Below are 19,220 nucleotides of genomic sequence, written 5' to 3' on the forward strand. Positions count from 1 at the left end.
CGCCAGAGCAGACGATTCCGCGAGAGCGTAAGGACAACCCGTCAGAACATGGAAGACTTCGAGGAGCAGGGTGTAGGAGTTCACCTACGAACGCTCAAGGCCCATCATTTTCGAGACATTAAGGGGTTGGCTATAAGACACGTCTGAGCCAACCCCAGACCTCTTCCTACATCAAGCCCGGACAGGGGCAGGCAGGGGTGACGCCAGCAAGCGGCTATCCAGCAGCCCCAGGCCCTCCTGGAACAACTGGTTGCTACGCTCGGCGTCGCCCAACTGGGCCAACAGCCGCGCCAATTCGGCACAGGCCTCGGGATTGCGCTCCACTTGCAGGCTGCTTTCCAGATAATCCCGCGCCTTGCCCCACAAGCTGTTTTGCAGGCACAAGCGACCCAACGTCAGCAGCAGGCTGGCATCCCCTGGATGGTCCTTGAGCCAACCTTCGGCAAATTTCAATTGCCGGCCCGGATCACTGCCACGCAGCAGGCCGTAGAGGCGGATCAGGTGGCTGTCGTAGCTGCGCTTGATCGCGCCGCGTAGCGCTTCTTCGGCGTTGGCATCGGCGCCCAGTTGACGCAGTTGCTCGGCATACGCCAGGACCAATTGCGGCTCCTGACGCTGGGCGGACGTGAGTTGCTGCCAGGCGCGCTCAAGCGACTGCTGGCCGGCTTCGCCCTGCTCGTCACGCTGGGCGGCCAGGCTCAGGTTTTCACCCCAGGCGCGGCGCTCGAGTTCGGCCAGTTCGGCGGCAGGCAGCACCCTGTCCTTGCGCAGCTCCGGTAACAGGCGGATCACGGACGACCAGTCGCCCCGCTGCTGATGCAGGCGCTGCAATTGGCGCAGCACCTGAGCGTTATGGGGATGACGCTCGTGCATCGCCTGCAGGGCGGTCAATGCGCCGTCCGTGTCACCGCGGTCCAGTTGCAATTGCGCATGACTCAAGGCAATCGCGAGCTCGGCCTGAGGCTGACGCTCCAGGGCACGCTCCAGCAAACCGTCCGACTCTTCATAGCGCCCCAGCTCGTTGGCGGCTCGCGCCGCGCCGAGGTAGTACAGCAATGGCTGGCGCTCGGCTTCGGCAGCGCGGCGCAGGTGGCGCTCGGCGCTGGCCCAACGGCCTTCGGCGAGGTCCAACTGGCCCTGTTCGATGGCAATCTGCACGCGGCGGCTACGGTTACGCCGCGACCACGGGTTGACCACACCGCTCGAGGTGCTGACCAGGCCGAATAACACGCGGATCAGGTAGATCGCCAGGCCGATGACAAACACCGCCACCACGGTCGCCCACAGGCTCGACTCGTAATGCAGCACATGAGGGTAGGTAATCAGCACATAGCCGGTATGTTTCGAAATGCCCACGGCGAGTGCCAGGGCGATCGCTATCGCCAGCACCAGGATCACATAGAAACGCTTCATCGGTTCTACTCCTGGGTCGCCGGCGTGGCCGCCGCCTTGGCTTCGTCGGCAGACAGGTGACGACGTTCAAGGTACGCCTGCACCGCCGCCAGGCTCGCGGCCAGGTCCGGGGTCACCACCGAAACGGCCTTGGGTTCAAGCTCGGCGATACGCGCCAGCATCGCCTTGCTTTGCGGGTTGTCCTGGTTGAAGTTGTCCTGCAGCACGCTGCGCGCCTCGCCCAGTGAGCGGCTGTAGACCGCCGACTCGCCATTGAGCGCGGCCCATTGTGCCTGCTCCAGGGCGAGGCTCAGGGCCAGACGCACTTGGTTCAGACCTTGGCCGGCCAACAGCGGACGGATGTTGTCATCGGGGTTGAAGTCGATGCGGAAGTAACGGGAGATCTGCTCCCACCATTGGCTCCAACGGTTGTCGGTGTCGGTGGTCGGACGGCCTTGGGAAACGGGCTCGGTCAGTTGATATTCCGGGGCGACGGCCGCCAGTTGCACAACCTGATCGCGCAAGGCCGCCAATTGCAGATACAACCCGGTACGGTCCGGCTGCTCGGTGCTGCGCAGTGCCGCCAGGCTCTTGGCCAACTGTTCGCGCGCAGCGTAGGAACCTGGATCGCTCTGCTCACGAAGAATCTCGTCGGCACCCTGTACCAGCGCCTGGGCACTGTTGATGTCCTGCAGGGCAGACAGGCGCAGGCTCGCCAGGCGTATCAAGTGCTCGGCCTCCGCCAGGCGCCAATCCTTGCGGCTGGCGCCCAGCACGGTTTCCAGGCGCTGGCTCAAATGCTGCTGATCCCCCTGCAATTGGGCGACCAGGCGGCGGCGCTCCTCCAGCTCATCCGCACCGGGCAACTGCGCCAGGCGCGCAGCCAATTGCTGCTGGCTTTGCTTGAGGGACTGGGATTGGTCATCGAGGGTTCGCACCTGGCCTAGCTGTTGCTGGCTGCTGGCTTGCAGGGCGCGGACCTGCCAGATTCCCCAACCGCCGGCGGCAACACCGGCGGCGCCCAGCAGCAGGGCCACGATTGCCAGGCCATTGCCACGTCGCGGGGCGGTGACCGGTGACTCAACCGGCGCATCGAGTGCGGGTTGGGCTTCTTCTTTGGGCAAGGCTGTTTCGCTCACGTATCCGTCCTTTGCGTATCAGAGAGTGGGGGCGGGATGCCTTATAAGGCAAAGCTGCCCAACGCCACTAACAAAGCCGCGGCACTCGCGCCGCGACAATCCACAACTTTTTCTGCGCCAGCGGCCCGCGCCATCTCATAGACTCGCGGGCTGGGCACGAACAACGGCAACTGGGCCACCTGCGGCCAATCGGGTCCGGCCAGGGCCTGCAAGTGCAAAAAACCCTGCCCACTGCTGACCACCAGGCCGTTCAAGCGTTCCAACTGGATGCGCTGTGTCAGTACACCGGTGTCGTAAGCCGGCAGGAAACGGCGGTACAACTCCAAGTAGTCGACACTAGCACCTTGCTCGCGCAAACGCTCAGCCAGCAACTCGCGCCCCCCCTCGCCCCGCAGGATCAATACCCGGGCATCCGGGCGTGCGATAGCCTCGCGCAACGCAGGCAATTGAAGCAAGGCCTCGCTGTCGTCGCCTGTTTGCGGATACTGCACGTCGAGGCCGTGATCGGCCAGCACTTGGGCGGTGGCTGCGCCGACGCTGAACCAGCGCAGGTGCGGCCAGGCTTGATCCAACTGCTGCAAGGCCAGGCGCGCAGCCGGCTTGCTCACCACGATCACCGCGCAATAGCGGCCCAGATCACGCAAGATGGCTTGTTGCTCGGGCGTGACCGGTATCGGCTCGATATCCAGCAACGGCAAGCTGCTGCTGAAGATACCGGCTTCGGACAACGTCGCTGCCAGGGCTGCCGACTCTTCGGCGGGCCGCGTCAGCAGCACTCGCCAATCGGTCACTGCGGGCCGGCCTCGCCATAGACTTTTTGCAGAATGGCGCCGGCGCCCTTGTCCAGCAACTCTTCCGCCACCTGGATACCCAGGGCTGCGGCGTCTCGCTGCGGGCCACGCGCTTGGGCCGTCAACAACGTGCCGCCGTCCGGGTCGCCCACCAGGCCACGCAGCCACAGGTTTTCACCTTCAAGCACCGCGTAACACGCAATTGGCACCTGACAGCCACCGTTGAGGTGCTTGTTCAGGGCACGCTCGGCCGTGACGCGCACGTCGGTGTCGTGGTGATCCAGCGGTTGCAGCAGCGCGTGGATTTCAGTATCGACGGTGCGACATTCGATGCCCACGGCACCCTGCCCACCTGCGGGCAGGCTGTCCTCGACACTGATGGCCGACGTGATGCGGCCTTCGAAACCCAGGCGGATCAAGCCCGCCGAAGCGAGGATGATCGCGTCGTACTCACCGGCATCCAGCTTGGCCAAGCGCGTGTTGACGTTGCCGCGCAGGAAGCGGATCTGCAGGTCAGGGCGGCGGGTCAGCAATTGTGCCTGGCGACGCAGGCTGGAGGTGCCCACGACACTGCCCTGGGGCAGTTCATCCAGGGACGCGTAGGTATTGGAAACGAAGGCATCGCGCGGGTCTTCACGCTCGCAGATGCAAAACAGGCCCAGGCCTTCGGGGAAGTCCATGGGCACGTCTTTCATCGAGTGCACAGCGATATCGGCGTGGTTTTCCAGCAGCGCAGTTTCCAGCTCTTTGACGAACAGGCCCTTGCCGCCGATTTTCGACAGCGGCGAGTCCAGCAGCTTGTCGCCACGACTGACCATAGGCACCAAAGTCACCTTGAGGCCGGGATGAGCCTGTTCAAGGCGGGCTTTGACGTATTCGGCTTGCCACAAAGCCAGGGCGCTTTTACGGGTGGCGATGCGGATTTCGCGAGAGGACATGGATCAATCCGTACTGAATAGATACGGCAGATAATAACAGCTCAGGCAAATACGCTTTGATTTGAATCAGCAAGTGCCTGGCCTCCCTGGCCACGTCGCACCGGGATAAGGAAGGCAGGCCTTGCTGCAACCCTTAGGCTAAAGCTGCTGCATCATTTTGCGCACGCCCGCGACATGGCGTCGGCTGACGATCAGCGCATCACCATTGAGCCCTTTGAGGAACAGCTGAAAGTGTCCCAGGGGCGTGCGTTGCAGGCGTTCGATACGCTCACGGGCCACCAGCGCATTGCGGTGGATGCGCACGAAGCGGTCGCCAAATTCATCCTCGAGCGCCTTGAGCGGCTCATCGAGCAGCACTTCACCGGTCTCGTGCCGCAGGGTCACGTACTTGTGATCGGCAATAAAGTAGACCACCTGGTTCAAGGGGATCAGTTCGATGCCTTTGCGTGTGCGGGCACTGATGTGGCTACGTGGCCCATTACCACTTTGGGCGGCTGGCTGGGTGAGTGCAGCGAGTTGTATGCGGTTGGGCCGCTCGGCTTTTTTCAGGGCCTTGAGCAATGCCTCGGCACTCACCGGCTTGGCAAGGAAGCTGACGCCACTGGCTTCCAGCGCCTCTGCGGAAAACTCCTCCTGGGCAGCACACAACACCACGGCAGGCGGCGATTCTCGCTCGCTCAAGCGGGCGGCAACCTGCAGGCCGTCGAGGCCTGGCATGCGGATATCGAGCAACACCACATCCGGCTTGAGGCTGTCGATCAGCGTCAACGCCTCTTCGCCCGTGGTGGCGCTCGGTTCAAGGACTGTATAACCCTCGAGCTCACTGACCAAACGGCTCAGTCGCTCGCGGGCTTGGGGTTCGTCATCAACGATCAGGACATTCATATTGCGCTGGATTCCTGCGTGAGTCTCGCACAAGGATAGCGTAGACAGGTGCGGTGACTTGCGTCACAGCGATCCACGCTAAGACTAGCGCGAGCGGCAAAAAGTGCCCCGAGAGCGGCACCCATATTTACCCGGACCTGTTCAATAGTGCCCAAGACCTGGTGCCTTCGGGCATCGTCGTAGGGTTTGCTGATACACAATCCGAATACCCCCCTTTTAAAATGGATAGTCTGGGCTATGACCGCGTCACCCGACTTTGGTGCATTCACACACTATCAGTCCAACTGTAGACGCTCACTGAGACGACATTGCTCAATCGTCAAATATCGTTTCAACAAGCCTGCCTCCAGTCTCGTCCCGGACGCGGTCGGCGGCAAGGCACTTAGCCATCCTTTGCACAAATAAAAATGCCGACGACCCACAGCACCGCCATCACGGGCAACCCTGTTATTATCGCCGGCACACTTCCATGCCTCCCTATAAGCAGATCACGAGCGAATCCATGAGCACCGACAAGACCAACCAGTCCTGGGGCGGCCGCTTCAGTGAACCCGTCGACGCCTTCGTCGCCCGCTTCACCGCCTCCGTCACCTTCGACCAGCGCCTGTACCGCCACGACATCATGGGCTCCATCGCCCACGCCACGATGTTGGCCAAGGTCGGCGTGCTGACCGACGCCGAGCGTGACAGCATCATCGACGGCCTGACCACCATCCGCGGTGAGATCGAAGCCGGCACGTTCGACTGGCGCGTCGACCTGGAAGATGTGCACATGAACATCGAGGCCCGCCTCACCGATCGCATCGGTGTGACCGGCAAGAAGCTGCACACCGGCCGTAGCCGCAACGACCAGGTGGCCACCGATATCCGCCTGTGGCTGCGTGATGAAATCGACCTGATCCTGGCCGAAATCACCCGTCTGCAAAAAGGTCTGCTGGAACAGGCCGAGCGTGAATCGGACACCATCATGCCCGGTTTCACCCACCTGCAGACCGCACAACCCGTAACCTTCGGCCACCACCTGCTGGCCTGGTTCGAGATGCTCAGCCGCGACTACGAGCGCCTGGTCGATTGCCGCAAGCGTGCCAACCGCATGCCATTGGGCAGCGCCGCGCTGGCCGGCACCACCTACCCGATCGACCGCGAGTACACCGCGCAACTACTGGGTTTCGACGCCGTGGGCGGCAACTCCCTGGATGGCGTCTCGGACCGTGACTTCGCCATCGAATTCTGCGCCGCCGCCAGCATCGCGATGATGCACCTGTCGCGCTTCTCCGAAGAGCTGGTGCTGTGGACCAGCGCGCAATTCCAGTTCATCGATCTGCCGGACCGTTTCTGCACCGGCAGTTCGATCATGCCGCAAAAGAAAAACCCCGACGTACCCGAATTGGTACGCGGCAAGAGCGGCCGCGTATTCGGCGCACTGATGGGCCTGCTGACCCTGATGAAAGGCCAACCCCTGGCCTACAACAAGGACAACCAGGAAGACAAGGAACCGCTGTTCGACGCCGCCGACACCCTGCGCGACTCGCTGCGTGCCTTTGCCGACATGATTCCGGCGATCAAGCCCAAGCACGCGATCATGCGGGAAGCGGCCTTGCGCGGTTTCTCCACCGCCACCGACCTGGCGGACTATCTGGTGCGCCGTGGCCTGCCGTTCCGCGACTGTCACGAGATCGTCGGCCATGCGGTGAAATACGGCGTGGAAAGCGGCAAGGACCTGGCGGAAATGAGCCTGGAAGAACTGCGCCAGTTCAGCGACCAGATCGAACAGGACGTGTTTGCCGTGCTGACCCTGGAAGGCTCGGTCAATGCCCGTAACCATGTGGGCGGCACTGCGCCGGCACAGGTGAAGGCAGCCGTCGTGCGCGGCCAGGCGCTGCTCGCCAGCCGCTAAACGCATCAGAATGTGGGAGGGGGCTTGCTCCCTCCCACATGGCTAACTCATTTCTTCGCCGCAATCATCGCCATGAACGCCGGCATCGCCGCGTCCCTGTCCGCCGCCACCTTCTGGGCGTTGGGCATGGCATGCAAGCGCTCCAGCAACGTCTTGGCCGCCGGGTACTCCGCCAGCAGGTCCAGGCCAAACAGCTTCTCGCCTACGCCGCAGGCAAGGTTCAGGCTGTACATAAAATACAGATCCGCCAGGGTGAAGCTCTCCCCCGCCACGTACGGCGCGAACTTGCCGTGTCGCCCCAGCGAAGCCACACCCAACAGTAACTCGGCCTTGGATTTTTCCTTGACCGCCTCCGGTACCGCCATGCCGAAAAACGCCTCGGCGAAGCACGCCCGTGCGGGCAATTCGATGTACAGCTCGATTTCCCTGCACAACGCCAGCACCTGGGCGCGTTGAAACGGCTCGGCCGGGAGCAGCGACGGGCCTTCCTGGGTTTGTTCGATGTATTCGAGGATCACGCTGGTTTCGTTGATAAAACCTTGCTTCACGCCCAGTACCGGCACCTTGCCTCGCGGGCTTACCGCCAGAGCATCGGGAGTTTGCCCGGCATAGAAAGGCACCTCTTCAAAAGGCAGCCCTTTCTCCAGCAACGCCAGTTTGACCATGTTGTAGTAGTTGCTGACCGAGAATCCGTAGAGCTTGAGCATGACAGTCGCCTCCAGGCCGGGAATGGGGTTGGCTGCAAGCGTTATAGATCCCCAGGCCCGATCTGACCAGCAGCATCACCTGCCTGAATGGAGGTAGACTGGCGCCCTTTCCTTGAGGAGCCTGCCATGAGCGAGCCGACCGATATCGACAACGACGAAGAAGAGTTTGCCGAAAGCACGCTGACCCAGGCCATCGAAAACCAGATCGAAAGCGATAACCCGCCGGCCGCCAAAGCCACATTCAACAAGCTGACCCTGGTGGGTTACGAGCGCGATGAAATTTTGAATCTCATGGCCCACGTACTGGCGGTGGAGATCGACAAGATGCTGGACGAAGACCGCGCCTTCGATACCCAATGGTATGAAACCGCGTTAAGAGCGCTGCCTGAACTGCCACCCGAAAACCAGTAGTCGCTATTTTCCGTAGGAGCGAGCTTGCTCGCTCCTACTGGACAGCCTGCCAAAGTGCGTTCACCTTATGGCCTGCTAGCCTCTAACAAATTCTTAGAAAGTCTGGAGTCCTTATGTCGTATACCCCTGAGTTGGTTGCCGAACTGGAAATCCTTGCACTCTTCAACCTGGACAGCTCCCAGGAAGGTCTGAAAGTCCACCAGACCGCCGCTCCCACTGCCATCGCCGCGGCCAAGCGCCTGTTCGAGAAAAAACTGATTGATCAGCCGGACGGAGGCTACCTGACCAGCCTGGGCCGGGACGCTGCCGAGCAGGCGCAAACCCTGCTGACTATCCTGACGACCGCCACGAACAAAGAAGCCGCCTGATACCGGATACCGCCCATGGAGTCCGCCCAATGCGGATTCCGAGGGCGTTGCCGTGGGCGGCACAATATTCTGACGCCAAAAACCTTTTCCCTCTAAACCTCCTACGCTACTGACTGTAAACTCCTACACGGCCGCCCACGTCGGGCCCTGCGAGCCACCGAATTCGATATGAGTCGCACCCATGAGATCCGCCCCGACCTGGACGAAGGCATCGACCGTAAGGTGCTGGCCCAGTTGCGTGCGCGTTTCATGGCGCTCAATGAGGGCCGCATGGCCCGCGCCGTCGAAGGGCTGACGCCACGCCAGCAAAGCGTGCTGACCCTGTTACCGCTGTTTTTCCACGTCAACCACCCGCTGTTGCCAGGCTACGTCTCGGGCAGCACGCCGGCGGGCCTGTCGAACTTCGAACCCGATACTCAAGCCCTGACCGAAGCCCAGCGCCTCACCCGCTCATTCTCCTACAAGCCACGCCACGGCAACCCGCCGCGGCCGATCCACGGCCTGTTCCTGATGGGCAGCCTCGGCACCCTGGCCCAGGCCGATCAGAGCGATATGGACGTGTGGGTGTGCCACGCGGCAGACCTGGGCGAAGACGCGCTGGCCGAACTGCGCAAAAAATGCCAGCTGCTGGAAGCCTGGGCCCTGAGCATGGGTGCCGAAGCTCACTTCTTCCTGATCGAGCCGACACGCTTTGTACTGGGCGAGCGCGACACGCAACTGAGCTCTGACGATTGCGGCACCACCCAGCATTACCTGTTGCTGGACGAGTTCTACCGCACCGCCATCTGGCTGGCCGGGCGCACGCCGATCTGGTGGCTGGTGCCGGTGTATGAAGAATCACGCTACGCCGACTTCACCCACACGCTGATTTCCAAACGCTTTATCCGCGCCGATGAAACCCTCGACCTCGGCCACCTGGCGCGCATCCCGCCGGGCGAATTCATCGGTGCCGGGCTGTGGCAACTGTTCAAGGGTATCGAGTCGCCCTACAAGTCGCTGCTCAAGCTGCTGCTGACCGAGGTCTATGCCAGCGAGCACCCGAACGTGCACTGCTTGAGCCTGCGGTTCAAACGGGCGGTGTTCGCCAACCAGATGGACCTGGATGAACTGGACCCGTACATCGTGGTGTACCGGCGCATCGAGGAATACCTCAAGGCGCGCAACGAGCCCGAACGCCTGGAACTGGTCCGCCGCGCGCTGTACCTGAAGGTCAACCGCAAGCTCACCGCCGGCCAGCGCAGTACCGGCTGGCAGCGACTACTGCTGGAACGCCTGGCCCACGAGTGGGGTTGGGACCAGCGCCAATTGGCGCTACTGGACAGCCGCAGCCAATGGAAAGTCCGCCAGGTGGTTTCCGAACGGCGCGCCCTGGTCAACGAGCTCAATTACAGCTATCGCTTCCTGACCCAGTTCGCACGCACCGAACAGACCGTCAGCCTGATCAACAAGCGCGACCTCAATGTGCTGGGCCGGCGCCTGTATGCCGCCTTTGAGCGCAAGGCCGGCAAGGTCGAGTTCATCAACCCCGGCATCGCCCCGGACCTGGCCGAAGACACCCTGACCCTGGTGCAATCGCCCATCCGCAAGGAGCCGGGCCAGCACCATTGGGGCCTGTACAACGGCAACCTCACCGCCCTGGAGTGGGAGCACTTTGCGCCGATCAAGCGCAGCCGCGACCTCCTGGAAATGCTCACTTGGTGCCACCGCAACGGCGTGATCGACAGCAGCACCCGCCTGGCCTTGCACCCGGGTGTCAGCGACCTGACCGAATTCGAACTGTTCAACCTGCTGGGCAGCCTGCAACAGACCATCGCCCTGCCCCTGGCCAGCGTCGATGAAGAGCGTCTGCTGCGCTCGGCCGTGCCCGAAGAGGTGTTGCTGCTGATCAACGTCGGCGTCGACCCGCTCAAGCACCACCGCGAGCTGAATATCCTGATGACCACCGAGCGCACCGACTCCCTGAGCTACGCCGGTGTACGCGACAACCTGGTGCTGACCCTGGACCAGGTCACACTCAATAGCTGGAACGAGGTGACGGTCAGCCGCTACGACGGCCCCCACGCCCTGCTCGACTGCCTGCGCGACTACCTCAACCAACTGCCGCCGGACCACCTGCCACGCCTGCGGGTACGCTGCTTCTGCCACAACCGCGCGCAATTCATTGCCCGGCGGGTGGAAGAAATCTTCGACACCGCGCAGAACCTGCAGCTGGCTCAGGGCAATCATCGTTATGTGCTGCAGGTCCAACAGCACTATCACGTCATGGAATTGGTACCGGGCCAGGCCACCCACGTGTCGCTGCCGACCCAGGACGCGTTGATCGCCTACCTCAGCGAAGAATTGGCCAGCTACAGCCCGCTGCACCTGGACGCCATGGCCCTGGAAGACCACGAGCTCGCGCTGCTGCTGCCCATGGGCATGGCCGATTGCATTCAGGTCTTCTACCGGGTCAACGAAGACTTCGCCGAGCTGTATGTGTTGGATGAATTCAACGCGCTCTGGCAGCAACGCTTGCCGTTCCATGACGAACAGAGCCTGCTGGTACCGTTGCAGCGCTTTCTGCAGTCGATCATCTATCGCCGGGACGCGCTGTCGCCCCTGGACCCGCAACAACCGCTGGGCGCGGTGCAAATTCTGTACTACCAACTACTGCCGTCGGGCAGCAACCGCGCACGTGGCATCGAGCCGCGGCCGGCACCGCAAAACCCGGCAAACAAGCCGTTTTATGACGTGCAGGCGATTATCGGCAAGGCGGCACCTGGCCAGGTGGGGATTACCCTGTACTGTAATCAGCGGGAGTTTTCCGAACTGGAGTTTGGCGACCGGTTGTTTGCAGTGGTCGCCCAAGAGATCGTCGGGCAGCGCCGGGAAACCGAGCGCTACCGCTGCTATATCACGGATCTGGACCTGTCGGGTCTGCTCGGTGATGTGCAAAGCCCGAGCAATCTGTACCTGCGTTACAAGGCCGAACTTGAGCGCTCACTGAACCAGGCGCTGAGCCAGATTTAGAGCGAAAAAGAACCGCCGTCTTTAGGCTGGGCGTCAACGCTGAGCAATTCAAGCTTGAGAGTCTTGCCGCCAGGTGCTGGCCAATCGATGTGCTGGCCTACTTGCAGGCCAAGCAAGGCACTGCCCACCGGAGCCAGGATCGAGATCTTGCCCTCATCGGCGTTCGCGTCTTTCGGATAGACCAGGGTCAGGTGGTAATCCTTGCCGCGGCCTTGCTCACGGCAATGCACGCTGGAGTTCATGGTCACGACACCCGCAGGCACTTCATCGTGGCCAACCACGTCTTCGGCGCGATCGAGTTCGGCTTGCAACGCCGCGACGCCCGGAGCTTCGTCGCCCAAGCGGTCGATCAGTTGCTCCAGACGCTGCACGTCAAGACGGGTAAGAATGATGGACGGTGCGGTGGTCATGATTCAGGCAGACTCCTTTTTTCTGCACAAAAAAGCAAAACCCCGCCAGAAAAAGGCGGGGTTCTCACGGGCCTCTATGGATTGAGGCGTACCCGGACACTACCACAGCACCACAAATAAACAAGACGGGCTCAGGGCGCGACTTTACGCCGCTCGGCCTGGTCCACGATCACTCGCCGCCGCTGATCATCGGCGGAGCGCCATTCCCGGATGTCTTCCACATGACGGAAGCAGCCGAGGCAGACTTTCTGCTCATCCAGGCGACACAAACTGATACAAGGTGACGGCACCGCCGGGCTGACATTGCTGAACAGCGGCTTGGGCGGACGCACGATTGCAGGCTGGCTCACGATCAATTCTCGTCGGGGTTCAGCTCATCGAAGCCGAGTTCGACGCCGGCTTGTTCCTGAACCAGCCGCGCGAGCATTTCGCTGAGCAGCTCATCGCTGGTATCGCACTGCCAATTGTTGTCTTCTTCGTTGTAATCGAAGTGAAAACCACCCGAACGTGCAGCCAGCCACAGTTGGCGCAACGGCTCCTGGCGACTGAAGATCAGTTGGGTGCCGTTCTCGAACTTGACGGTCAGCACACCGGCCGAATTTTCCAGGTCCACGTCCAGGCCGCTGTCGTCGAAAATATCTTCCAGCGCCTGCTGGGTCGAATCCACCAGGTCGTGAAAACGGGCTTCGGTCAAACTCATTGTGGCAACCTCAAAAGTGTCTGGTTTTGCTCAAGCGCCGCACGATACGGGCGAGCCTCGCCGATTGCAAAGGATACCGATTTCATTACAGATGGCGGTACGAAATATCCTCAGCCAGCGTAGCCCGCTTCTCGCCTATCTCGGCAAACCCCCGCCGGACGGGTATTTCGGCGCATAGGCAAGCTGCCGGGTGGTCGGTATACTCGGGCGCAATTAATGCATATTCAAGGATTTCGCCATGAAGCGCCTGATCTCTTCTCTTGCTGCGCTCGTCGCGGTCGCTTGCCTCGTTAGTGCCTGTGGTCAAAAAGGCCCGCTGTATCTGCCCGATGACAGCAAAGACCCGAATGAACAGGCGCAATCGTCGCAAAAGCCCGTCAAAGCGCATAAGCACGACACCTACTAAGGGAACCTCATGGACGCTTTTAACTACCGGGACGGCGAGCTGTTCGCGGAAGGCGTGGCGCTGTCCGCGATTGCCGAGCGCTTTGGCACCCCGACCTATGTGTACTCGCGCGCGCATATCGAAGCCCAATACCGCTCATTCACCGACGCACTCGATGGCGTGCCGCACCTGGTGTGCTACGCGGTCAAGGCCAACTCCAACCTGGGTGTACTGAATGTCCTGGCGCGTTTGGGCGCCGGTTTCGACATCGTCTCCCGTGGCGAGCTGGAGCGTGTACTGGCCGCTGGCGGCCAGGCTGACAAAATCGTGTTCTCCGGCGTCGGCAAGAGCCGTGAAGACATGCGTCGTGCCCTGGAAGTCGGCGTGCACTGCTTCAACGTCGAGTCCACCGATGAGCTTGAACGCCTGCAGGTCGTCGCGGCCGAGATGGGCGTTCGCGCGCCGATCTCCCTGCGCGTCAACCCGGACGTCGACGCCGGCACCCACCCGTACATTTCCACCGGTCTCAAAGAGAACAAGTTCGGCATCGCCATCGCCGACGCCGAGGACGTGTACATCCGCGCCGCCCAGTTGCCGAACCTGGAAGTGCTGGGCGTCGACTGCCATATCGGCTCGCAACTGACCACCCTGCCACCGTTCCTCGATGCCCTCGACCGCCTGCTGGCGCTGGTCGATCGCCTTGGCGAGTGCGGCATCTACCTGCACCACATCGACCTCGGTGGCGGCGTGGGCGTGCGTTATCGCGACGAAGAGCCGCCGCTGATTGCCGACTACATCAAGGCCGTACGCGAGCGCATCGAAGGCCGCGACCTGACGCTGATGTTCGAGCCGGGCCGTTTCATCGTTGCCAATGCCGGCGTGCTGCTGACCCAGGTCGAGTACCTCAAGCACACCGAGCACAAGGATTTCGCCATCGTCGACGCGGCGATGAACGACCTGATCCGCCCGGCGCTGTATCAGGCCTGGATGAATGTCACCGCCGTGAAGCCTCGCGACAGCCAAGCACGAGCCTATGACATCGTCGGCCCGATCTGCGAGACCGGCGACTTCCTGGCCAAGGATCGTCAGCTGGCCCTGGAAGAAGGCGACCTACTGGCCGTCCATTCGGCCGGTGCCTATGGGTTTGTCATGAGCTCCAACTACAACACCCGCGGGCGTACCGCCGAGGTGCTGGTGGACGGTGATCAAGCGTTTGAAGTGCGTCGCCGTGAGACGGTAGCCGAGTTGTATGCTGGCGAAAGCCTGCTGCCGGAGTAAGCCATGCTGCTGCGTTTTACCAAGATGCACGGGCTGGGCAATGATTTCATGGTCCTCGACCTGGTCAGCCAGCACGCGCACATCCTGCCCAAGCACGCTAAACAGTGGGGCGACCGGCATACCGGTATTGGCTTCGACCAATTGCTGATCGTCGAGGCGCCGAGCAACCCGGAGGTGGATTTCCGTTACCGGATCTTCAACTCCGACGGCTCCGAAGTGGAACAGTGCGGCAACGGAGCGCGCTGCTTTGCGCGCTTCGTGCTCGACAAGCGCCTGACCGCCAAGCGCCAGATTCGCGTCGAGACCAAGAGCGGTGTGATCGAGCTGGATATCCGCAGCGACGGCCAGATCAGCGTCAACATGGGCGCGCCACGCCTGGTGCCGGCGGACATCCCGTTCCAGGCAGCCGAGCAGGCGACCCACTACGCGCTGGACGTCGATGGCCAATCGGTGGATATCGCCGCCGTGTCGATGGGCAACCCCCATGCGGTGCTGCGGGTCGACGACATCAACAACGCGCCCGTGCATGAGCTGGGGCCGAAGATCGAACATCACCCGCGCTTTCCGGCACGGGTCAATGTGGGCTTCCTGCAGGTGGTCGACCGTTCCCGCGCGCAATTGCGTGTGTGGGAGCGCGGTGCCGGCGAAACCCAGGCTTGCGGTACCGGCGCTTGCGCTGCTGCCGTGGCCGCAATCAGCCAGGGGTGGATGGATTCGCCGCTGCTGATCGACCTGCCCGGTGGACGCCTGTCCATCGAATGGGCAGGCCCCGGCCACCCGGTGCTGATGACCGGGCCGGCCACGCGTGTATACGAAGGACAGGTCCGTCTATGAGTGAGCCGAGCTAATGACCGATAAGCCTCAAGTACCCGCCCAAGCAACCCCGAGCGAAAGCCTGGAGGCCGCAGCTGTCGCGGCGTACCTTGAGGCTAATCCGGACTTTTTCGTCGACCACGAAGAGTTGCTGCCGGCCCTGCGCATCCCCCACCAGCGCGGCGATACCGTGTCGCTGGTGGAGCGGCAGATGAAGATCCTGCGCGAGCGCAACATCGAAATGCGCCATCGGCTCTCGCAGTTGATGGACGTCGCGCGTGACAACGACCGCCTGTTCGACAAGACCCGCCGCCTGATCCTCACACTGATGGACGCCACCAGCCTGGAAGAAACGGTGATCGCCGTGGAAGACAGCCTGCGCCTGGACTTCCAGGTGCCCTTCGTCAGCTTGATCCTGTTCAGCGACAACCCGATGCCGGTGGGTCGCTGGGTCAGCGGTGGCGAAGCGCAAACCGCCATCGGAGGCCTGCTGTCCGAAGGCAAGACCATCAGCGGCACCCTGCGCGAGCACGAACTGGACTTCCTGTTTGGCACCGAACAACGCAAGCAGATCGGCTCCACCGCCGTGGTCGCCATCAGCCATCAGGGCCTGCACGGCGTACTGGCCATCGGCAGCCGAGATCCTGCGCACTACAAGAGCTCGGTGGGCACGCTGTTCCTGACCTACATCGCCGAAGTGCTGGGCCGCGTACTGCCGCGCTTCACCAGCGCCCTGCGCGCGGTGCGCTAGCCATGGAACGGCAACTGGACGCTTATTGCGCTCACCTGCGCAACGAGCGCCAGGTGTCGCCCCATACCCTGGAAGCCTACCGGCGGGACTTGAACAAGGTTCTGGCCTACTGCGAAAAGCAAAAGATCCCCAGCTGGAAGGCTCTGGATATCCAGAGCCTTCGCAGCCTGATAGCGCGCCTGCACCAGCAAGGCCAGTCCTCGCGCAGCCTGGCGCGCCTGCTGTCAGCGGTGCGCGGCCTGTATCACTACCTGAACCGTGAAGGCCTGTGCGATCACGACCCGGCCAATGGCCTGGCCCCGCCCAAGGGCGAACGGCGCCTGCCCAAGACCCTGGACACCGATCGCGCCCTGCAACTGCTCGATGGCGCCGTGGAAGATGACTTCCTCGCCCATCGCGACCAAGCGATCCTCGAACTGTTCTACTCTTCGGGCCTGCGCCTGTCGGAGCTCACGGGCCTGAATCTCGATCAACTGGACCTGGCCGACGGCCTGGTGCAAGTGCTCGGCAAAGGCAGCAAGACCCGCGTGCTGCCGGTCGGCCGCAAAGCCCGCGAAGCGCTGCAACTGTGGCTGCCCCTGCGCGCGCTGACCAACCCGGCGGACGACGCCGTATTCGTCAGCCAGCAGGGCCGGCGCCTGGGACCGCGGGCGATTCAACTGCGGGTCAAGGCGGCCGGCGAGCGCGAGCTGGGGCAGAACCTGCATCCGCACATGCTGCGGCACTCGTTTGCCAGCCATTTGCTGGAATCGTCCCAAGACCTGCGCGCGGTGCAGGAACTGCTCGGCCACTCTGATATCAAGACGACACAGATCTATACCCACCTGGACTTCCAACACCTGGCAACGGTGTACGACAGCGCCCATCCAAGGGCCAAACGCATCAAGGGCGGCGACTCATGAGTATCAAGCTGATCACCTTCGACCTGGACGACACACTCTGGGACAACGTACCGGTCATCATCAGCGCCGAAGCGTCGATGCGCGAATGGCTGGCGACCCATGCGTCCAAGGTCGGCGAACTGCCTCTGGAACACTTCGCCAGCCTGCGCCAGCAGGTACTGCAACGTCATCCCGAGCTGAAAAACCGCATCAGCCTTTTACGCCATCGCGTCCTGATACATGCGTTTGAAGAGGCCGGCTATCCACAGCCCGAGGCCACGCAAATGGCCGATGTGTGCTTTGAAGCGTTCATTCATGCACGGCACCAGCTCACCGTGTTTCCTGAAGCCGAGCCCATGCTTCAGGCGCTGCGCCAGCATTTCCTGCTGGGCGTGATCACCAATGGCAACGCCGATGTACAGCGTGTGGGTCTGGCGGACTACTTCCACTTTGCCCTGCGCGCCGAAGATGTCGGCATCGCCAAGCCGGATGCGCGATTGTTTGAGGAGGCGTTGCAGCGTGGAGGGGTAGACGCGAATGCGGCGGTACATGTCGGCGACCATCCGGGCGATGACATCGCCGGCGCGCAGCAGGCGGGGCTTCGTGCGGTGTGGTTCAACCCGACGGGCAAGGTTTGGGAAGCGGACAAACGCCCGGACGCGCAGATTCGTAGCCTGGCGGAGTTGCCCGCGTTACTGCGTAGCTGGAACTGACACTGATCTTCAGTGGCAAACAGAATTTGTTTCCTGTCTAGTCCTGAAATAGGTTTACACCTATTTCAGTCTCAAAACGCCCGGTGCACTGCATCGGGCGTTTTGTATTTCAGGGATAAGTGCGGCCGCTCCCGATTGTAGATTTGCACCGACTCATCCACCATTTTCACTGCATCCGCCAGGTCTTTGGGACGATGCAGCAAAAACTCAGTCTTCAAAATCCCATTTATCCTCTCCGCCATCGCGTTCTGATAGCAATCATAGCCGTCAGTCATTGAGCACCTGATTCCATGCCGGGTATGCATCCGTTGGTATAAATCGGAGCAATACTGGGCTCCGCGATCTGAATGATGGATGAGCGGTTGATTGGATTTTCGCTGACTAACAGCCTTCTGCAGTGCCCTGACCACCGACTCCGTATGCAGGCTGCCGTGCACATGATGACCCACGATTTTGCGTGAGTACGCGTCTGTTATCAGGCTGACGTAAGCGACACTTTCCCGCGTTGGGAGATAGGTAATGTCTGCGACCCAAACCTGCTCAGGTCTGCTGGCTACAACTTGTTCCGGGCCAGCTTTGAGTAGGTTGGGGTGACGGCGGAAGCGATGATGGCTATGCGTGGTTTTATGATAAGCACGTTTGCGAGGGACTAGCTCTCGCGCCTCTCGCAAGATGGAAAACAGGCGGTCTCGACCGACACGTAGCGTCGCTGCGGCTTCAGTTACCATCAGGTGGTGCAGTTTGCGCGTCCCAAGCCTCGGCTGGCGGCGACGCTTTTCCAGAACGAATTCCACTACCTGCTGGTCTTGGCAAACTCTCGCGTCAAAGGCTCGGTTGCGCTTGTAATACGCTTGGCGCGAAATGCCCATAAACAGGCAAGCCCTGGTAATGCTCAGGTCTTGGATTTGCCCTTGCGAGAGGACTTGCCGGGTCGCTTTTTTACGATGGACACACCGTAATCATTTTTCAAGACGTTCACGACAGCTTCAAAGAACTGGGCCTTCTGATTGCTCAGCGCCAACTGTTCTTCAAGCTCTTTGATCCGCTGTTCGGGTGTCAGCGGGAGGTTGGGGTCGGTCATCGGCCTGCTCCGCAGCGCTCGGATTGAGGCGCCTTGGCTCCAGTCCTGTCGGCCATGCTTGCGTAACCAAACCAGTACCGTGGACCGGCCTTGAATGCCAAAGCGCCGTTGAGCCTCTTTATAACTCAACTCGCCTTTTTCGACTTGATCTACGACTGACAATTTAAAAGCTAGCGTGTAATCGCGCTGGCTCCGCCTTTTTCCCGTATCCATTGAATCCTCCTGAAGATCGGTCAGAAGGTGTAAACCTTATTCAGGACGGGACATCCCACATGAAAAAGCCCGCAGCGACGGCGGGCTTTTTCACGCAAGCATGCGCAGGACTTAAATAGGCCGGCTGCCGTACTTGTTATCCGGCTTCTTGGGAGGGTCTGCAACCACATTGGGCTCGACCTCGACCACTTTGCCGCCTTTTGCGAGGAACTCTTCCATCGCACGGGCCAGCGCATCGCGCTCTTTGTTCTTGGCCTCGACGCTCGGCAGTTCGTCTACCGAAACAGCGGCCTTGGCCTTGCCTTTAGCAGCCGGAACAGGAACATCGTCACCGCCGTCGTCGTCAGCAACGTCTTCCGCCGCCGCTTCAAGACCTTCCTCGGTGTCGTCTTCGTCACCTACTTCCAGTTCGTCGTTTTCCAGATCATCGTCGCTCATGTTCTACCTCATGACTTGCG

21 protein-coding genes are annotated in these 19,220 nt (G+C 61.5%); 10 read left to right on the forward strand and 11 right to left on the reverse strand.

All coding sequences use genetic code 11. From position 1 onward, the window contains the following. Positions 1-171: 171 nt before the first annotated feature. From ACLH0J_RS08245 to ACLH0J_RS08265, 5 genes are all read right to left on the reverse strand, one after another. The gene (locus ACLH0J_RS08245) at positions 172-1,413 is read right to left on the reverse strand and encodes a heme biosynthesis protein HemY (RefSeq protein WP_411391588.1); all 1,242 of its coding nucleotides are present in this window, start codon (positions 1,411-1,413) and stop codon (positions 172-174) included. A gap of 5 nt (positions 1,414-1,418) precedes the next feature. Beyond that, entirely contained in the window at positions 1,419-2,531 is a 1,113-nt protein-coding gene (locus tag ACLH0J_RS08250; RefSeq protein WP_411391589.1) for a uroporphyrinogen-III C-methyltransferase, read from the reverse strand. Between the two features lie 41 nt (positions 2,532-2,572). Further along, positions 2,573-3,322 (reverse strand): uroporphyrinogen-III synthase, encoded by a 750-nt coding sequence (locus ACLH0J_RS08255; RefSeq protein ID WP_411391590.1) that lies wholly within the window; start codon positions 3,320-3,322, stop codon positions 2,573-2,575. Next, positions 3,319-4,260: a hydroxymethylbilane synthase gene (gene hemC / locus ACLH0J_RS08260; RefSeq protein WP_411391591.1), complete on the reverse strand. Its 942-nt coding sequence runs from the start codon at positions 4,258-4,260 to the stop codon at positions 3,319-3,321. Before hemC ends, ACLH0J_RS08255 begins: the two co-directional genes overlap by 4 nt. A 138-nt stretch (positions 4,261-4,398) precedes the next feature. Next, entirely contained in the window at positions 4,399-5,145 is a 747-nt protein-coding gene (locus ACLH0J_RS08265) for a LytR/AlgR family response regulator transcription factor (RefSeq protein ID WP_411391592.1), read from the reverse strand. A 502-nt stretch (positions 5,146-5,647) separates the two neighbouring features. On the opposite strand from ACLH0J_RS08265, the gene argH reads away from it, so the two are divergent. Further along, positions 5,648-7,042 (forward strand): argininosuccinate lyase, encoded by a 1,395-nt coding sequence (gene argH / locus ACLH0J_RS08270; protein WP_010567200.1) that lies wholly within the window; start codon positions 5,648-5,650, stop codon positions 7,040-7,042. 47 nt (positions 7,043-7,089) lie between these two features. On the opposite strand, the gene ACLH0J_RS08275 is transcribed toward argH, so the two are convergent. After that, complete coding sequence (locus ACLH0J_RS08275) at positions 7,090-7,749, reverse strand: glutathione S-transferase family protein (protein ID WP_411391593.1); 660 nt, start codon at positions 7,747-7,749, stop codon at positions 7,090-7,092. A 126-nt stretch (positions 7,750-7,875) separates the two neighbouring features. Between ACLH0J_RS08275 and ACLH0J_RS08280 the strand changes: the two genes are divergently transcribed. From ACLH0J_RS08280 to ACLH0J_RS08290, 3 genes are all read left to right on the forward strand, one after another. Beyond that, entirely contained in the window at positions 7,876-8,160 is a 285-nt protein-coding gene (locus tag ACLH0J_RS08280; RefSeq protein WP_010567198.1) for a hypothetical protein, read from the forward strand. A 113-nt stretch (positions 8,161-8,273) separates the two neighbouring features. Next, positions 8,274-8,528 carry a TIGR02647 family protein gene (locus ACLH0J_RS08285; RefSeq protein WP_411391594.1) on the forward strand — a complete coding sequence of 85 codons (255 nt, stop codon included), beginning with the start codon at positions 8,274-8,276 and terminating at the stop codon, positions 8,526-8,528. Between the two features lie 168 nt (positions 8,529-8,696). After that, on the forward strand, positions 8,697-11,537 hold the full coding sequence (locus ACLH0J_RS08290) for a class I adenylate cyclase (protein ID WP_411391595.1): 2,841 nt from the start codon (positions 8,697-8,699) through the stop codon (positions 11,535-11,537). On the opposite strand, the gene rnk is transcribed toward ACLH0J_RS08290, so the two are convergent. From rnk to cyaY, 3 genes are all read right to left on the reverse strand, one after another. Then, the gene (rnk, locus tag ACLH0J_RS08295) at positions 11,534-11,947 is read right to left on the reverse strand and encodes a nucleoside diphosphate kinase regulator (RefSeq protein WP_411391596.1); all 414 of its coding nucleotides are present in this window, start codon (positions 11,945-11,947) and stop codon (positions 11,534-11,536) included. The genes ACLH0J_RS08290 and rnk overlap by 4 nt on opposite strands. A gap of 131 nt (positions 11,948-12,078) precedes the next feature. After that, on the reverse strand, positions 12,079-12,297 hold the full coding sequence (locus ACLH0J_RS08300) for a DUF1289 domain-containing protein (protein WP_411391597.1): 219 nt from the start codon (positions 12,295-12,297) through the stop codon (positions 12,079-12,081). Positions 12,298-12,299: 2 nt separating this feature from the next. Further along, positions 12,300-12,647, reverse strand: a complete 348-nt coding sequence (gene cyaY, locus ACLH0J_RS08305; RefSeq protein WP_122716428.1) for an iron donor protein CyaY — start codon at positions 12,645-12,647, stop codon at positions 12,300-12,302. Between the two features lie 238 nt (positions 12,648-12,885). On the opposite strand from cyaY, the gene lptM reads away from it, so the two are divergent. Genes lptM through ACLH0J_RS08335 form a run of 6 tightly spaced genes read left to right on the forward strand, consistent with a single transcriptional unit; the run spans position 12,886 to position 17,468 of the window. Continuing rightward, entirely contained in the window at positions 12,886-13,053 is a 168-nt protein-coding gene (gene lptM / locus ACLH0J_RS08310) for an LPS translocon maturation chaperone LptM (RefSeq protein WP_411391598.1), read from the forward strand. A 9-nt stretch (positions 13,054-13,062) separates the two neighbouring features. Next, on the forward strand, positions 13,063-14,310 hold the full coding sequence (gene lysA, locus ACLH0J_RS08315) for a diaminopimelate decarboxylase (protein ID WP_411391599.1): 1,248 nt from the start codon (positions 13,063-13,065) through the stop codon (positions 14,308-14,310). Positions 14,311-14,313: 3 nt separating this feature from the next. After that, the gene (gene dapF / locus ACLH0J_RS08320) at positions 14,314-15,144 is read left to right on the forward strand and encodes a diaminopimelate epimerase (protein ID WP_411391600.1); all 831 of its coding nucleotides are present in this window, start codon (positions 14,314-14,316) and stop codon (positions 15,142-15,144) included. 13 nt (positions 15,145-15,157) lie between these two features. Continuing rightward, positions 15,158-15,874, forward strand: coding sequence for a DUF484 family protein (locus ACLH0J_RS08325; RefSeq protein WP_411391601.1), 717 nt, complete (start codon positions 15,158-15,160; stop codon positions 15,872-15,874). A gap of 2 nt (positions 15,875-15,876) precedes the next feature. After that, entirely contained in the window at positions 15,877-16,776 is a 900-nt protein-coding gene (gene xerC, locus ACLH0J_RS08330; protein ID WP_411391602.1) for a tyrosine recombinase XerC, read from the forward strand. Beyond that, positions 16,773-17,468 carry an HAD family hydrolase gene (locus ACLH0J_RS08335; RefSeq protein WP_411391603.1) on the forward strand — a complete coding sequence of 232 codons (696 nt, stop codon included), beginning with the start codon at positions 16,773-16,775 and terminating at the stop codon, positions 17,466-17,468. The genes xerC and ACLH0J_RS08335 overlap by 4 nt, the downstream gene beginning before the upstream one ends. A 71-nt stretch (positions 17,469-17,539) precedes the next feature. Here the strand turns inward: ACLH0J_RS08335 and ACLH0J_RS08340 are convergent. After that, positions 17,540-18,762 (reverse strand): IS3 family transposase gene (locus ACLH0J_RS08340; protein WP_411389081.1). Its coding sequence is split into 2 segments (ribosomal slippage): positions 17,540-18,411 and positions 18,411-18,762, totalling 1,224 coding nucleotides; the frame shifts between segments, so codons are not numbered across the junction. Between the two features lie 111 nt (positions 18,763-18,873). Beyond that, positions 18,874-19,200, reverse strand: coding sequence for a transcriptional regulator SutA (gene sutA, locus ACLH0J_RS08345; RefSeq protein ID WP_010567186.1), 327 nt, complete (start codon positions 19,198-19,200; stop codon positions 18,874-18,876). Between the last annotated feature and the right edge of the window lie 20 nt (positions 19,201-19,220).

The sequence above is a fragment of the Pseudomonas sp. MPB23 genome, assembly GCF_046605395.1.
Classification (GTDB): Bacteria; Pseudomonadota; Gammaproteobacteria; order Pseudomonadales; family Pseudomonadaceae; genus Aquipseudomonas.

What these genes read in the sequence shown, in the direction of transcription:
- ACLH0J_RS08245 (WP_411391588.1), bottom strand. Translation starts at nt 1,413, where the DNA reads ATGAAGCGTTTCTATGTGATCCTGGTGCTGGCGATAGCGATCGCCCTG.
- hemC (WP_411391591.1), bottom strand. Translation starts at nt 4,260, where the DNA reads ATGTCCTCTCGCGAAATCCGCATCGCCACCCGTAAAAGCGCCCTGGCT.
- ACLH0J_RS08265 (WP_411391592.1), bottom strand. Translation starts at nt 5,145, where the DNA reads ATGAATGTCCTGATCGTTGATGACGAACCCCAAGCCCGCGAGCGACTG.
- argH (WP_010567200.1), top strand. Translation starts at nt 5,648, where the DNA reads ATGAGCACCGACAAGACCAACCAGTCCTGGGGCGGCCGCTTCAGTGAA.
- ACLH0J_RS08275 (WP_411391593.1), bottom strand. Translation starts at nt 7,749, where the DNA reads ATGCTCAAGCTCTACGGATTCTCGGTCAGCAACTACTACAACATGGTC.
- ACLH0J_RS08280 (WP_010567198.1), top strand. Translation starts at nt 7,876, where the DNA reads ATGAGCGAGCCGACCGATATCGACAACGACGAAGAAGAGTTTGCCGAA.
- ACLH0J_RS08285 (WP_411391594.1), top strand. Translation starts at nt 8,274, where the DNA reads ATGTCGTATACCCCTGAGTTGGTTGCCGAACTGGAAATCCTTGCACTC.
- ACLH0J_RS08290 (WP_411391595.1), top strand. Translation starts at nt 8,697, where the DNA reads ATGAGTCGCACCCATGAGATCCGCCCCGACCTGGACGAAGGCATCGAC.
- rnk (WP_411391596.1), bottom strand. Translation starts at nt 11,947, where the DNA reads ATGACCACCGCACCGTCCATCATTCTTACCCGTCTTGACGTGCAGCGT.
- cyaY (WP_122716428.1), bottom strand. Translation starts at nt 12,647, where the DNA reads ATGAGTTTGACCGAAGCCCGTTTTCACGACCTGGTGGATTCGACCCAG.
- lptM (WP_411391598.1), top strand. Translation starts at nt 12,886, where the DNA reads ATGAAGCGCCTGATCTCTTCTCTTGCTGCGCTCGTCGCGGTCGCTTGC.
- lysA (WP_411391599.1), top strand. Translation starts at nt 13,063, where the DNA reads ATGGACGCTTTTAACTACCGGGACGGCGAGCTGTTCGCGGAAGGCGTG.
- dapF (WP_411391600.1), top strand. Translation starts at nt 14,314, where the DNA reads ATGCTGCTGCGTTTTACCAAGATGCACGGGCTGGGCAATGATTTCATG.
- ACLH0J_RS08325 (WP_411391601.1), top strand. Translation starts at nt 15,158, where the DNA reads ATGACCGATAAGCCTCAAGTACCCGCCCAAGCAACCCCGAGCGAAAGC.
- xerC (WP_411391602.1), top strand. Translation starts at nt 15,877, where the DNA reads ATGGAACGGCAACTGGACGCTTATTGCGCTCACCTGCGCAACGAGCGC.
- ACLH0J_RS08335 (WP_411391603.1), top strand. Translation starts at nt 16,773, where the DNA reads ATGAGTATCAAGCTGATCACCTTCGACCTGGACGACACACTCTGGGAC.
- sutA (WP_010567186.1), bottom strand. Translation starts at nt 19,200, where the DNA reads ATGAGCGACGATGATCTGGAAAACGACGAACTGGAAGTAGGTGACGAA.